Below are 14,097 nucleotides of genomic sequence, written 5' to 3'. Positions count from 1 at the left end.
CCTCAGGTTCCAACCTTGGCCTGCTGTTCACGCTTGATCGCGGCGATTATCAGCATCAAGGCCGCAGGTGTCATCCCTTCGATCCGGCTTGCGTGGGCCACTGTGCGCGGACGTGCGGCCTCCAATTTTGCAATAATCTCACTGGATATGCTTTTAATTTGATTAAAATCCATTTTTTCAGGAATGACTTGCGTCTCATCACGCTCCAGCGCGGCAACATCGCGTTCCTGCCGGGCAATATAATGAGCATAAAGCGCATCTTTCTTGATCTGATCCCGCACATCAGCGGGCGTATCAGAAACAATAACGCCCAGTTTCTCTAAGTGCGAAAAATCGAGATCCGTGAGGGACAATGCATCTAGCGCCGTTCGCCTTGGCCCGTCTGCATTCAACTTGACCCCAAGGCTCGAAATATCCCTTGCCGTAAGGCTGATACCCTCCAGTTGACTCCGCGCCTTTGTTATCAAATCCATCTTCTCGGAAAATTGTTGAAAACGGGCGTCGCCAACGCAGCCCAATTGATATCCGCGTGCAGTTAGCCGCTGATCCGCATTGTCAGCACGCAAGGATAAACGGAACTCGGCGCGCGACGTAAACATGCGATAGGGTTCCGAAACGCCACGCGTGATCAAATCGTCAATCATCACACCAATATAAGAGTCCCGCCTGCTAAAGACGACTTCCTCTCTACCCAACACGGCGACAGCCGCGTTCAGCCCGGCCACCAAACCTTGGGCTGCGGCCTCCTCATATCCGGTGGTCCCGCTGATCTGCCCGGCAAGATACAGACCAGGCACATTCCGCAGTTCAAGCGTTGCGCGCAAGGCGCGCGGATCAACATAGTCATATTCAATCGCATAGCCGGGTTGCAAAATCTCTGCGTTTTCAAGACCGACTATGGAATTTACATAAGCGTTTTGCACATCGACCGGCAAAGATGTCGAGATACCATTGGGATAGACCGTATGATCTTGAACACCTTCAGGTTCCAAAAATATCTGATGTGACGTTTTATCTGCAAAACGAACAATCTTGTCTTCGATTGATGGACAGTAACGCGGGCCCACACCATCAATGTGACCACCGTACATCGCAGATCGTTCGAGGTTTTCTCTTATGATATCATGAGTTTGCGTGTTTGTATGCGTAATGCCGCAAACAACCTGAGGCGCCACAACGCCTTTTGACATGAAGGAAAATAAGGCAGGATCTTCATCGCCAGGCTGAACCTCCAACTTATCCCAGGCGATCGTGCGACCATCCAGACGTGGCGGTGTTCCAGTTTTTAAACGCCCCAACGGCAATCCAAAGGAATCTAGCCGTTCCGCCATTCTGACAGATGGCTTGTCGCCCATGCGCCCACCTGGCCGCGATACATCACCGATATGAATGATACCGCGCAAAAATGTTCCCGTTGTCAGGATCACAGACCTAGCAAACAGCTCGGCCCCATCGTCAAGTACGACGCCTGCAACGCGGCCGCCAACCATGATCAGATCGGTCGCCTCTGCTTCAAGCACCTCCAGAAACGCCTGTTTGCGAATTTCCGCCTGCATTGCAGCCTTATACAAGGCGCGATCTGTTTGTGCCCTAGGCCCCTGAACTGCGGGCCCCTTTTTGCGATTCAAGAGGCGAAACTGAATTCCGGCCGCATCAGCAACGCGACCCATTACACCATCCATTGCATCAATTTCCCTGACAAGGTGCCCCTTACCCAATCCGCCAATTGCAGGGTTACAGGACATGACGCCAATCGATTCACGGCTCAATGTAATCAGAACAGTTCGTGCACCCATGCGGGCCGCTGCATGTGCCGCTTCGGCCCCTGCATGTCCGCCGCCAATAACGGCGACATCAAATTCCTGATGTTTCACGTGAAACACTCCTCATTTTCCGATGCAAAAGCTTGAGAAAATCTCATCCAGTACATGTTCTACATCAACCCGTCCAACAAGACTATCCACCGCCCGAATTGCAGAACGAAGATCTTCCGCGATCAGGTCCATCATCCCATTCTGATCGGACAGTGCAAGTTCCGTCGCCTCCAGGAAATCAATCGATCGGACCATCGCAACACGGTGCCGTTCCCGCATAGCGGTTCCAATTTCTGCAACCTGCTCATTCAAAATCTCGGAAATTCTTGCCACAAGTGCGTCAATACCGATCCCGGTTTTTCCAGAGACCGCAAACCCAACCACCTGATTTATATCTGCCTTTGCTTGCACAATGATATCCTCGGACAGCAGTCCTTGTGGTACGTCATCACCTGGTAACATCATATAGACCCGCAGATCAGATTGGGCGGCGCGTTCTCGCGCCCGCGCAACACCGATACTCTCTACCTCGTCGTCCGTTTCACGCAACCCGGCGGTGTCAAGGAACGTGACAGGCAAACCCTCCAGATCCAACCTCACTTCTATGACGTCACGGGTTGTCCCTGCAACCGAAGACGTAATCGCAACGTCACGCCCGGCCAGCCTATTCAACAGCGTTGACTTGCCCACATTCGGTGCGCCAATAATCGCAACTTCAAAACCATCACGCAGCCGCTCTGCTATCCGCACGCCTGCAGATTCACGCTGCATTTCTGCCTTCACACCACCAATCAGGTTCAGCACCTCGGGTGTTACATTCTCAGGAACCTCTTCGTCTGCAAAATCGATGGTCGCCTCTAACAGGGCCGCAGCCCGGATCAGATCAGCACGCCAACCTTCTGCCAAGGCACCCAGCGCCCCGGAAAATACCCGCACAGCTTGTCGGCGCTGCCCCTCTGTCTCCGCGTCGATCAGATCTGCCAGCCCCTCGACTTGGGCCAGATCAAGCGTCCCGTTTTCCAGCGCACGGCGTGTAAATTCACCAGCTTCTGCCTGACGCAAATCCGGCATGTTCCCCAGAACCCGCAACAATGCAGCCACGACGGCAGGGCTTCCATGCACATGAAGTTCGACCACCTCTTCTCCGGTAAAACTCTTTCCTTCTGGAAAACGTAAAACCAAAGCATGATCCAGTAACTGGCCAGCCTGATCCCGCACAATCCGCAAACCACGGGCCACCGGCACGTCTTTGACCAGTCGCCCAACAGCCGTTACCGCCTTCGGACCAGAAACCCGTAATACAGCAACGCCAGCGCGACCCTGTCCCGTTGCCAGAGCAAAAATCGTGTCCATTTATCTAACCCATTGTTTAAGAACAATAAGTTACGTATTCATCGAATCGAAGAAATCCGCATTGTTCTTTGTCTGCTTCAGTTTTCCGATCAGGAATTCGATTGCATCCGTCGTGCCCATCGGGTTCAAAATCCGGCGCAGCACATATGTCTTGGCCAGATCCGACTTTTCGACCAGTAATTCTTCTTTCCGCGTCCCAGACTTCAGAATGTCCATAGCGGGGAAGACACGCTTGTCGGCCACCTTGCGGTCAAGAACGATTTCGCTGTTACCAGTACCCTTGAATTCTTCAAAGATCACCTCGTCCATCCGGCTTCCCGTGTCGATCAAAGCTGTGGCAATAATCGTTAGTGACCCACCTTCCTCGATATTGCGTGCGGCACCAAAGAACCGCTTCGGCCGCTGCAGGGCATTTGCGTCCACGCCGCCGGTCAACACCTTGCCGGAGGATGGTACAGTCGTGTTAAAGGCCCGACCCAACCGCGTGATCGAATCCAACAAAATAACAACATCACGCTTATGCTCTACCAGCCGCTTGGCCTTTTCAATCACCATCTCCGATACTGCAACGTGGCGGGTCGCAGGCTCATCAAAAGTCGATGAAACAACCTCGCCCTTTACCGAACGTTGCATGTCGGTCACTTCCTCAGGCCGTTCATCGATCAGCAAGACAATCAAATAACACTCCGGGTGATTCTTCCCGATCGAGTTGGCAATATTTTGCAACAGAACCGTCTTACCTGTCCGCGGCGGTGCCACGATCAGTGATCGCTGGCCCTTCCCGATCGGCGCCACAAGATCAATGATACGCGCAGATTTATCCTTTATGGTCGGATCCTCGACCTCCATCTTCAATCGTTCGTCTGGATAAAGCGGCGTCAGGTTATCAAAGGCAACTTTATGCTTGGCCTTTTCGGGATCCTCGAAATTGATCTGCTCAACAGAGGTCAGTGCAAAATACCGCTCACTGTCATTTGGTTCTTTCATGACCCCTTCAACCGTATCGCCCGTGCGGAGCGAATGCTGACGGATCATATCAGGGGAAACATAGATATCATCCGGCCCAGGCAGATAGTTCGCCTCTGGTGACCGCAGAAAACCGAACCCGTCCTGCAATACCTCCAGCACACCATCACCACCGATCACCCACTCTTCATCTGCCCGCTCCTTGAGAATGGCGAACATCATGTCGCCCTTCCGCATGGTCGAGGCATTCTCGATCTCTAGCTCTTCAGCCAAAGACAACAGATCCTTCGGGCTTTGCGCCTTCAGATCGGCAAGGTTCAAACGGTGATGTTGTTGCATGAAAAATCCACAGTCGGCGCATGCGCCGACATTTTCTAGAACGGAAATGGAAAACACTTTCCCGGACGGGAAGCTGACCCTGAAATAGGCAACCCCGATACGATAGTCAATCGTTCCCTAGAAGGGTCGCACCACTACAGCAACAACGATCAGCACCATCAGTACGGTCGGCACCTCATTGAACAGCCTATACGCCCGTCCGCTCCGGGTATTCTTGCCCGCCGCAAACTCTTTGCGACGCGCTGCCATCCAACCATGTGCCCCTGTCATCGCGATCACCGAAAAAATCTTGACCCAGGCCCACACAGACCCCCAGTCAAAGGCGCCTAACCCGATCATCACCAGACCGGCGGACCATGCGACAATCATTGCCGGGTTCATGATCACCCGCAAGAGTTTCAGCTCCATGACTTGAAATGTATGGTCAAGTTCAGACCCGACGGCAGCCCTTTCCACGTGATAGACATACAGGCGGGGCAGATAAAACAGCCCTGCCATCCATGCGATCACCGCCATGATATGAACCGCCTTGATCCAATCGTAAAAATTGTTCAGCAGTTCCATCGCGGTTTTCACTTTCTTTCGTTCTCTCCTCTTAATTAATATTAAAGAAGAGAAAAGATGTTGTTGTTATTAGTGTCGGCTTTTTCTGTGGCTTTCTTTTTCATCCGCAGAGTTATCCCAAGCTGCTGTTCATTGGAAAATATTTTTTGTCGCAGGTAAAATAAATAATAAAAACAATATAATCAATAATTTAAGTGTGAAATAAAGCTGAATATCCTTGTCTGAACATGTGTTGACAGTCTGATCCGGGTCGATTCTTCCACAGGCCCGACTTATACTTCCCCACGGTGGAAAACTTGTCTTGACGTGTTGCATACATCTGTCATTTCCCAACAGGCTCGGTCGGGCTAGTTACTTCACACAAAAAACCCTCAGACTGGCACAAGGTTTCTCCCAAAAGTTATCCCCATGACTGAAAACATCATCCTTGCCTCCGGGTCCGACATCCGTGCCAGTTTGTTGCGCAACGCTGGCGTCGTGCACAGCGTGCAGATTGCGCGCATCGATGAGGATGCAATCCGTCAGTCTCTGGAAATGGAGGATGCATCTCCGCGTGATATTGCAGATACATTGGCCGAGATGAAGGCACAGCGCGTGGCGGCCAAAAATCCTGATGCCCTTGTGATTGGATGTGATCAGATCCTCGCGCATGGTGATCGGATCCTCGCAAAACCTGCCACCCCCGCGGATGCGTTGGACCAGCTGAAGTCACTGCGGGCGGACACTCACCAACTTTTGTCAGCCGCCGTGATATATGGCGAAGGAAAACCGCTTTGGCGTCACGTCGGTGTCGTTCGTCTCCGGATGCGCGACGCGTCTGATGACTATCTCGACGCCTACGTCAGCCGAAACTGGGATAGCATCCGCCACGCCGTTGGGGCCTATAAGCTGGAAGAAGAAGGTGTGCGTCTTTTTTCACGCATTGACGGTGATTATTTCAATGTCCTCGGATTGCCACTCCTGGAACTCTTGTCTTACCTCACACTTCGCGGAACACTGCCCTCATGACTCAGATCCCCCGTGCCGCTGTCCTCGGAAACCCGATCAGCCATTCCCTGTCGCCCAAATTACATAACCACTGGCTGGACCGGTACGGGATCCAAGGCGAATATACGGCACTTCAGGTCACCGAAGACGCACTTGCTGAAACCCTGCACCATATGCCGGAGCAAGGCTTTGTCGGTGCAAATGTAACGATTCCGCATAAAGTCGCCGTGATGCGGCTTGCCGATCAGATCACGGACAGGGCGACGCTGATCGGGGCGGCAAATACACTGATCTTCAAGAACGATGGCAAGATCCTGGCAGACAATACAGACGGCTATGGTTTCATGGCAAACCTGCGACAAGGCGCACCTGAATGGGATCCCAAGGCTGGGCCAGCTGCCATTTTTGGTGCGGGTGGTGCTGCGCGCGCAATTATCGTGGCCCTGGCTGATGCCGGCGTGCCAGAAATTCTGCTGGCCAACCGCACCCGCCCCAAAGCCGAAGCACTGAAGGCTGAATTTGGCGCACGTATTCAGGTCATTGACTGGGTGCAGGCCAACCTGATGCTGTCAGAGGCGCGGACAGTCATCAATACCACATCGCTTGGTATGAAAGGTGCGCAGGAATTCCGGGTTCCGCTTGATCTGCTGCGTCCGGATGCGGTTGTCACCGATATTGTCTACAACCCGCTGCACACGCCTTTTCTGTTGGCCGCAAAAGCGGCAGGCTGCACCACAGTCGACGGTCTTGGAATGTTGCTGCATCAGGGTGTGCCGGGCTTTGAACGCTGGTTCGGCAAGCGCCCGGAGGTTGACGAATTGACGCGTCGCGCTGTCCTGTCATGACCCATCTGCTCGGGCTGACCGGTTCGATCGGCATGGGCAAATCAACCACGGCCCAAATGTTCGCCCACGAAGGGATCCCCGTTTGGGATGCTGACGCTGCCGTTCACCGGCTTTATAACAGGGGGGGTGCAGCGGTTGCGTCGGTTGGGCGCCTTTTCCCGCAGGCTATTGTTGATGGTGCCGTCAGCCGCCCAAAGCTCAAGGGGATCATTGCCGATGATCCATCCGCCCTGGAAAAGATCGAACAGATCGTGCACCCTTTGGTCGCTGCCGACCGGCAGGCGTTCATTGCAAAACATGGCGGTCCGCTGGTCGTTTTTGACATCCCGCTTTTGTTTGAAACGGGGGCGGATGATTGGCTGACATCTGTACTGGTCGTCACCGCACCGCCGGATGTGCAAAAAACCCGCGTTCTGGCCCGGCCTGGTATGACTGAAGATCAATTTGCAGCAATCCTCGCCCGGCAGATGCCTGATGCAGAAAAACGTGCGCGCGCGGATCACGTGATTGAAACGCTGACACTGGACGATACCCGCGCCGCTGTGCGACATCTTATTTCGGAACTGGCCGGGTAACCTTATGCGTGAAATTGTACTTGATACCGAAACCACGGGGTTTGAACCGTCAGAGGGCGACCGCATCGTCGAGATCGGTGCGATTGAACTGATTGGTCATGTTCCGACAGGGCGGACCTATCACCAATATATCAATCCCCAACGGTCCATGCCTGCCGAAGCATTTGGCGTGCACGGGATCGGCCCCGACCTGTTAGAGCCGCCACAGGAGCCAAAGCCCGGTCAGGAAACCCTGCGTGACAAGCCCCTATTCAAGGATATTGCACAAAATTTCATTGATTTCATTGGCGATGCCCGCCTGATCATTCACAATGCGGCGTTCGATATGAAGTTCTTGAACGCCGAACTTGGTTGGCTGAACCGTCAGCTTTTGCCGATGGATCAGGCACTGGATACGCTGGCTATTGCACGGCGGAAATTTCCGGGCTCGCCTGCATCGCTGGATGCGCTGTGCCGGCGGTTCGCAATCGACAATTCATCGCGCACACTGCACGGCGCGCTTCTGGATAGTGAAATTCTGGCAGAGGTTTATCTGGAACTGATCGGTGGGCGGCAGCCTGATTTTGCGCTTTCCACCAATACCGGGTCGCGATCCGGGGACAACAAGAAAGACGATTGGCGGCCGATGCCAAGACCGCAAAAGCTCGACTCTCGCATCACCAAAGAAGAAGCAGCCGCCCATGCTGTCTTTATCGACAGTCTGGGCGACGGCGCGTTGTGGAAAAGAATGGGCTGAATTAATTGACCTTGGCTTTTTCCGCCTCGGCCCTGCGGGCCAGCTCGGTGCGATAAAGCGAAATAAAATCAATCGTTTCAAGGTTCAGCGCGGGGAAACCGCCATCGCGGGTCACATCGCTGACGATCCGGCGCAGGAACGGGAACGTAATGCGCGGGCATTCGATCAGCAGATAGGGGTGCATCTGTTCGTCCGGCACGCCCTCGACCTGAAACACACCGGCATATTCGATTTCCAGAACGAACAGTGGTTCGCCCTTTTCCTTGGTCTTGCTGGTGATGTTCAGCTTTGTAATCACCTCGTACTGGTTTTCCGCCGAACGCTTGCGCGCATCAAGGTTTACCTGCACCTGAATTTCAGGTTGCGCATCGCCCGTCACGCCCTTTTGTGCAAGGATGTTTTCAAACGACATATCGCGGATGTACTGGGCCAGCACGCGGCTTTTGACTTGGGTTTGTTCGGCGGGTGTCGCGCCGTTTTCTGGTGTCTCTGACATAGGAAACTACTCCGGTTGAATAAACTTGCGTGTTCCTAGCAGCCTATCATGCCGGCCTCAATGCTGCGTCCAGCCTGACGGGCGATGGGTAGGCTTTTTATCAGGCGTCACGTCCTCGAATTCGCCGTCGATCACACGGTCACGCGGCTGTCGCGGTGGCGGACCCGGCGATACGGTCGTGATTTTCATGCGTGACCTAAGCCACAGATAAGCCTTGCGCCTGACACCGGGCACCAACAGCGACAGACCCACAATATCTGTAAAGAACCCCGGCGTCAGCAAAAGCGCGCCGGCAAACAGGATCATCGCGCCATTGGCCAGCGGTTCTGTCGGGTCTTCCATCTCTGAAAACGACCGTTGCAGATTGGATAGTTCACGCAAGCCTTGTGTGCGCACCAGATAGGATCCGGCAATCGCAGTTGCGAGCACGATCAGCAGCGTCCACCATACCCCGATCACCCCGCCAACCTGAATAAACAGGGCGATTTCGATCATTGGAACGGCAATAAAAGCAAGAAGCAGCCACATGTGCGGAACCTTTCGTAACTTGTGCGGGGGTAAGGTGGACTTGGCCCCGACCGTGACCTACATAAGAAACGCATGGACAGGTTTCCATGCCATGACGTGAAAGAGGCCGAAATGAACTCTCCGATTATTCAGCTTTTGGTGCTTGCGGGCATTGCTGTGTTCCTGATTTTGCGCCTGCGTGGGGTGCTTGGCACACGCGAAGGTTTTGAAAAACCAGCCGTGACCCGCACAGGTTCTGAAAGGTCAGGCCAAAAGCCGGCGTTCGATGTCATCGAGGGTGGTCCGGATCTGGACATCACCGATAACGTCCCGGAAGATTCCGATGCGGCACGCGCCCTTGCAGCGATGAAACGTGTCGATCCTTCTTTCAATGTGACCGAATTCCTTGGTGGTGCACGCGGCGCCTATGAAATGATCCTGATGGCCTTTGAAAAGGGTGAACTCGACAGTGTCGTGCCCTTCATATCCGAGGATATTTACGAAGCCTTTGCAACCGTCGTGGATGACCGCCAGCGTCAAGGCCTCACGATCGAGGCGAATTTCATCGGTATCAGTGACATGACACTGACCGATGCCAGCTTTGACGAGGTCACCAAAGAGGCCGAAGTCACAGTGCGCTTTAAAAGTGAGCTGACATGGGTCGTGCGCAACAGTGAAGGTGAGATCATCGAAGGCAGCCCGAAAGAGATCAAGCGCCAGAAAGACACTTGGACCTTTGCGCGTGTAATGGATTCCGGCGACCCGAACTGGCGGCTTGTCGCAACGGACGCATGATCCGTGGACAGGCAGTGTGATGGCAGGGCCGACATATAAGCGCCTTCGATTTGATGACCTGAATGGTTGGGCGGCAGATGACCATTCTGCCGCCTTCGCTGTTTTCCGGGTGACTTCTCCGGATCTGACGCATCCTGCGGGGGCAGTCGCCGACCCCCGCAATTTCTTTGAAACGCATTTTGATCCCGTATTGGTGACCGATGGCGCTCCGATGTTGTTCACGGGATATTTCGAACCTGAATTGCAAGGCGCGCGCCAGCGCGGTGGTCCGTATCAACACCCTGTCTATGCCCTTCCGGATGATCTGAAGCCAGGTGCGGCCTATCTGACGCGCCGCCAGATCGAAGACGACATGACCCTGGCGGACAAGGGGCTTGAACTGGCTTGGCTGGCCGATCCTGTCGATGTGTTTTTCCTTCAGGTGCAGGGGTCAGGCCGCATCTGCTTGCCTGATGGGGATCTGATGCGCGTCGGTTTCGCGGGCAAGAACGGGCGTGATTATTCATCCGTCGGAAAGGCGTTGATCAAACGGGGGATATTCACGTCAGATCAGGTGTCTGCGACCGCCATCCGCAACTGGATCCGCCAAAACCCTGATGCCGGACGCGCCCTGTTGTGGGAAAACGCAAGTTACGTCTTTTTCCGTGAAGTGAGCGAGATCCCAGCCCACCTTGGCCCGCTGGGTGCGATGCAGCGCTCAATCACTGCCGGTCGCTCAATCGCGGTCGATCCCGCGTTTACTCCGCTGGGTGCGCCAGTCTGGGTTGAAAAACAAGGGGATGATCCCATCCACCGTCTGATGATTGCACAAGATACTGGGTCAGCCATCAAAGGTGCGCAGCGCGCTGATATTTTTTTCGGGACAGGTGATGTCGCAGGGCGCACCGCCGGCTCTGTCAAGGATGGTGGCCGCATGATCGTTCTTTTGCCCAAGGGGCAGGTCTGATGCGTCGGCCACGTCACCTGTCCCCCGAGGAACGCGCGCTGTGGGATCGTGTGGCAGAGCGTGCCATACCGCTGGACCCGAAACGCCCGGAAATGCCCAGTGAATCGCCCAAACCCAAACCAAAACCCCCGGTCCGCCGGTCAGACCCGATGCCCGATTTTCGCATTGGTCAATCCACCAATGCCGCCCGACCGCATGATATCTTGCCCAGCGTGACAGACCGCCTGTCGCGTGCGCCGGTCAACATGGATCACAAATCGTTTGGCAAGATGACCCGCGGCAAGCTGAAACCAGAGGCCCGGATCGACCTGCACGGTATGACCATGGCCGAGGCGCACCCCGAACTTGTCGCCTTTATCCTTGGGTCGCAATCGCTGGGGCGGCGGTTGGTGCTGGTCATCACTGGCAAGGGCAAGGACCGGGACGATGGCGGCCCGATCCCCATGCGCTATGGGGTCTTGCGCCATCAGGTGCCGCAATGGCTGGCTTTGCCGCCATTGAACCACGCGATCTTGCAGGTGACGCCCGCGCATCTGAAACATGGCGGGCATGGTGCCTATTACGTCTATCTACGCAGGCACCGCTAGCCGGTGTCCGGCCTTGCGCAGCGGGATGATCGCGACAAGCGATGCAAACAGGAATGATGCCGCATAGCCCAGCATCTGCTGTTCAAAACCGATCCCGATGTCGATCAGCCAGCCCGACAACCCCGGCCCGATGGCCGACCCCAGTACCATCACCGCCGCGACGGCTGCCTTGATCGACCCGATGTTGCGTGTGCCGTAATATTCCGCCCAGACCGCAGCGGGCAGCGTCGCCTGTCCGCCGCCTGCCAGACCCATCAGGATAACCCCTGCGGCAGACCATGCGACTGTTGGCGCATACCAATGCAAGGTGAACCCGACACAGAGCGGCAACAGATAGATCGGAAACAACCGCCCCGCCCCGAACCGGTCAATCGCCCAGCCATAAAGAAATGTGGCGGCCATGAATGTTGCTGTGCCAAGCGGGAATACCGCGACAAGACTCAGGTGATCCCAGCCCTTGATCGCGGCAAAATGCACCTGATGAAACCAGAACGCGGTGCCGAAAGCGGGAAAGAACATGATGGCCGGAACCAGCGCCCAGAACAGCGGATGGCGCAGCGCCTGTCTGCGGGTCCAATGTTTGCCATCCATACCTGTGGCATCGTTTTCATCGGTGCCTGATTGCGGGGTGCGTTCCAACCGCAGCAACCTGTGCAGCACGGGCATCATCAGCACCGCGAAAACCGCTGCCCCAATCCACAGCGTCTGCCATGGAACAAACCCTTTCAGCCACACCAGCGTCAGCGGCATCACCGCCTCGGCCAGCATGAATCCTAGCGACGCAATCGCAAGTGCGCGCCCCCGTGTCGCGATGAACCAGCGCGCCATGGCAACAATCGCCACATGGCTGGCCATGCCTTGTCCGAAGAACCGGAGCGCAAAAATTACCAGCGGCAGAACAGCGGCGTAAGGGTTAAACGCCATCGCCAGACAAGACACCGCCAGCAATCCGACAACCGCGATCCCAAGGGTGCGCACACGAAACCTGTCGACCAGACCGCCTGCAAACAGCATCGCGACAGCCGAGGCGCCGGTGCCCAGCATATAGATCAGCCCCCAATCGCCGTTCGACAACCCAAAGGCCGCACGAATATCCCCGCCGAACACGGCAATAAAGAACGTCTGGCCAAAGCTGGACAGCATTGTCAGCAACACACCGACCAACAGAAACGGGGCGTTTTCGCGGACAAACCGCAGGTATGAGGCGAAACCGGTCACCCGTCCTTTTTGATCCTGACATGCAGGATGTGAAAGGTCTAAATCACCGGCAACGGATCAAAGCACGTAGCGGCTGATATCTACCGACCGGGACAATGCGCCCAAATGCTTTTCGACAAAGTCTGCGTCGACCGCAATTTCGTCGCCGCCCTGGTCAGGCGCGTTGAACGACAGATCCTCGAACACGCGTTCCATCACTGTATAAAGCCTACGCGCACCGATGTTTTCCACCGCTTCATTCACTTCCGCCGCGATTTTGGCTAGTGCTGCAATACCGTCCTGGGTAAAGGTGACGGTGACATCTTCGGTTTTCATCAGGGCGGAATATTGCCGTGTCAGCGCGTTATCGGTTTCCGTCAGGATGCGCACGAAATCCTCCATCGTCAGGGCGCGCAGTTCCACCCGGATCGGCAGGCGGCCCTGCAATTCGGGCAGCAGGTCAGATGGTTTGGCCACATGAAACGCACCGGATGCGATGAACAGGATATGGTCGGTCTTTATCGGGCCATGTTTGGTGGAAACCGTCGTGCCTTCGATCAGGGGCAGCAGGTCGCGCTGAACGCCTTCGCGGGACACGTCGGCACCACGCGCATCGGCGCGGGCGCAGACCTTGTCGATCTCATCCAGAAAGACGATGCCGTTCTGCTCCACGGCTTCCATCGCGGCCTTGGTCACGGTTTCATCGTCCAGCAGCTTGTCCGCCTCGTCAGCGATCAGCGCCTCATAGCTATCAGCGACGGTCATCCGTTTCTTGACGGTCCGGCCACCCATTTTGCCAAACAGCTCTCCAAGGTTCATCATGCCGCCCATGCCACCGGGTTGACCGGGGACTTCAAAACCACCCAGCGGGTTTGACGTATCGGCCAGTTCCAGTTCGATCACGGTATCATCCAGATCACCCGCCTTCAGTTTCTTGCGAAACATCTCGCGTGTGGCCTCGCGTGCGTCGGTGCCGGCGACGGCAGTGATCACACGTTCTTCTGCGGCTTTCTGGGCGTTAGCCTTGACGTCCTCGCGCATGTGTTCGCGGGTGTCCAGGATCGCGGTATCGACCAGATCGCGAATGATCTGTTCCACATCGCGCCCGACATATCCGACTTCGGTGAACTTGGTTGCTTCAACCTTGATGAACGGCGCGCGGGCCAGTTTCGCCAGACGACGGGAAATCTCGGTTTTGCCGACGCCGGTGGGCCCTATCATCAGGATGTTCTTTGGATACACCTCATCGCGCAGATCATCGCCCAGCTGTTTGCGCCGCCAGCGGTTGCGCAGGGCCACGGCGACGGCGCGCTTGGCCTCTTTCTGGCCGATGATGAACCGGTCCAGTTCAGATACGATTTCACGGGGGGTCAGGTCTGTCATGTCAGTC

15 protein-coding genes are annotated in these 14,097 nt (G+C 55.5%); 7 read left to right on the top strand and 8 right to left on the bottom strand.

Going from position 1 to position 14,097, the window contains the following annotated elements; all coding sequences use genetic code 11:
- Nucleotides 1-2: 2 nt before the first annotated feature.
- From mnmG to hemJ, 4 genes are all read right to left on the bottom strand, one after another.
- On the bottom strand, nt 3-1,883 hold the full coding sequence (gene mnmG / locus ACTG4B_RS00375; protein ID WP_439153681.1) for a tRNA uridine-5-carboxymethylaminomethyl(34) synthesis enzyme MnmG: 1,881 nt from the start codon (nt 1,881-1,883) through the stop codon (nt 3-5).
- 3 nt (nt 1,884-1,886) lie between these two features.
- The gene (gene mnmE, locus ACTG4B_RS00370; RefSeq protein WP_439153680.1) at nt 1,887-3,167 is read right to left on the bottom strand and encodes a tRNA uridine-5-carboxymethylaminomethyl(34) synthesis GTPase MnmE; all 1,281 of its coding nucleotides are present in this window, start codon (nt 3,165-3,167) and stop codon (nt 1,887-1,889) included.
- A 30-nt stretch (nt 3,168-3,197) separates the two neighbouring features.
- Nucleotides 3,198-4,472, bottom strand: coding sequence for a transcription termination factor Rho (gene rho, locus ACTG4B_RS00365; protein WP_439153679.1), 1,275 nt, complete (start codon nt 4,470-4,472; stop codon nt 3,198-3,200).
- Nucleotides 4,473-4,589: 117 nt separating this feature from the next.
- Nucleotides 4,590-5,036, bottom strand: a complete 447-nt coding sequence (gene hemJ / locus ACTG4B_RS00360) for a protoporphyrinogen oxidase HemJ (RefSeq protein ID WP_439153678.1) — start codon at nt 5,034-5,036, stop codon at nt 4,590-4,592.
- 408 nt (nt 5,037-5,444) lie between these two features.
- Between hemJ and ACTG4B_RS00355 the strand changes: the two genes are divergently transcribed.
- From ACTG4B_RS00355 to dnaQ, 4 genes are read left to right on the top strand one after another with little or no spacing between them, the layout of a single operon-like run.
- Entirely contained in the window at nt 5,445-6,044 is a 600-nt protein-coding gene (locus ACTG4B_RS00355; RefSeq protein WP_439153677.1) for a Maf family protein, read from the top strand.
- Nucleotides 6,041-6,868, top strand: coding sequence for a shikimate dehydrogenase (locus tag ACTG4B_RS00350; protein WP_439153676.1), 828 nt, complete (start codon nt 6,041-6,043; stop codon nt 6,866-6,868). The genes ACTG4B_RS00355 and ACTG4B_RS00350 overlap by 4 nt, the downstream gene beginning before the upstream one ends.
- Nucleotides 6,865-7,443, top strand: coding sequence for a dephospho-CoA kinase (gene coaE, locus ACTG4B_RS00345; RefSeq protein ID WP_439153675.1), 579 nt, complete (start codon nt 6,865-6,867; stop codon nt 7,441-7,443). The genes ACTG4B_RS00350 and coaE overlap by 4 nt, the downstream gene beginning before the upstream one ends.
- A gap of 4 nt (nt 7,444-7,447) precedes the next feature.
- Complete coding sequence (gene dnaQ, locus ACTG4B_RS00340; protein WP_439153674.1) at nt 7,448-8,179, top strand: DNA polymerase III subunit epsilon; 732 nt, start codon at nt 7,448-7,450, stop codon at nt 8,177-8,179.
- A 1-nt stretch (nt 8,180) separates the two neighbouring features.
- Here the strand turns inward: dnaQ and secB are convergent, their stop codons facing one another.
- Together secB and ACTG4B_RS00330 are read right to left on the bottom strand one after the other, a co-directional pair.
- Nucleotides 8,181-8,675, bottom strand: a complete 495-nt coding sequence (gene secB / locus ACTG4B_RS00335; protein WP_439153673.1) for a protein-export chaperone SecB — start codon at nt 8,673-8,675, stop codon at nt 8,181-8,183.
- A 57-nt stretch (nt 8,676-8,732) separates the two neighbouring features.
- Nucleotides 8,733-9,203 (bottom strand): FxsA family protein, encoded by a 471-nt coding sequence (locus ACTG4B_RS00330; protein ID WP_439153672.1) that lies wholly within the window; start codon nt 9,201-9,203, stop codon nt 8,733-8,735.
- Nucleotides 9,204-9,314: 111 nt separating this feature from the next.
- Here ACTG4B_RS00330 and ACTG4B_RS00325 point away from each other — a divergent pair, with 111 nt between their 5' ends.
- The 3 genes from ACTG4B_RS00325 to ACTG4B_RS00315 are packed head-to-tail and all read left to right on the top strand — an operon-like array spanning nt 9,315 to nt 11,510.
- On the top strand, nt 9,315-9,977 hold the full coding sequence (locus ACTG4B_RS00325) for a Tim44/TimA family putative adaptor protein (protein ID WP_439153853.1): 663 nt from the start codon (nt 9,315-9,317) through the stop codon (nt 9,975-9,977).
- Nucleotides 9,978-9,996: 19 nt separating this feature from the next.
- Complete coding sequence (mltA, locus tag ACTG4B_RS00320; RefSeq protein WP_439153671.1) at nt 9,997-10,923, top strand: murein transglycosylase A; 927 nt, start codon at nt 9,997-9,999, stop codon at nt 10,921-10,923.
- Nucleotides 10,923-11,510, top strand: a complete 588-nt coding sequence (locus tag ACTG4B_RS00315; RefSeq protein WP_439153670.1) for a Smr/MutS family protein — start codon at nt 10,923-10,925, stop codon at nt 11,508-11,510. Before mltA ends, ACTG4B_RS00315 begins: the two co-directional genes overlap by 1 nt.
- Here the strand turns inward: ACTG4B_RS00315 and ACTG4B_RS00310 are convergent.
- Together ACTG4B_RS00310 and hslU are read right to left on the bottom strand one after the other, a co-directional pair.
- Nucleotides 11,493-12,728 carry an MFS transporter gene (locus ACTG4B_RS00310; RefSeq protein WP_439153669.1) on the bottom strand — a complete coding sequence of 412 codons (1,236 nt, stop codon included), beginning with the start codon at nt 12,726-12,728 and terminating at the stop codon, nt 11,493-11,495. The two genes, ACTG4B_RS00315 and ACTG4B_RS00310, sit on opposite strands and share 18 nt — an antisense overlap.
- 57 nt (nt 12,729-12,785) lie before the next feature.
- Complete coding sequence (gene hslU, locus ACTG4B_RS00305) at nt 12,786-14,090, bottom strand: ATP-dependent protease ATPase subunit HslU (protein ID WP_439153668.1); 1,305 nt, start codon at nt 14,088-14,090, stop codon at nt 12,786-12,788.
- Between the last annotated feature and the right edge of the window lie 7 nt (nt 14,091-14,097).

The organism is Yoonia sp. (assembly GCF_965660735.1).
GTDB lineage: Bacteria > Pseudomonadota > Alphaproteobacteria > Rhodobacterales > Rhodobacteraceae > Yoonia.
The sequence above is the reverse complement of the archived record's forward strand: the minus strand, read 5'-3'. Positions and strand labels throughout refer to the sequence as shown.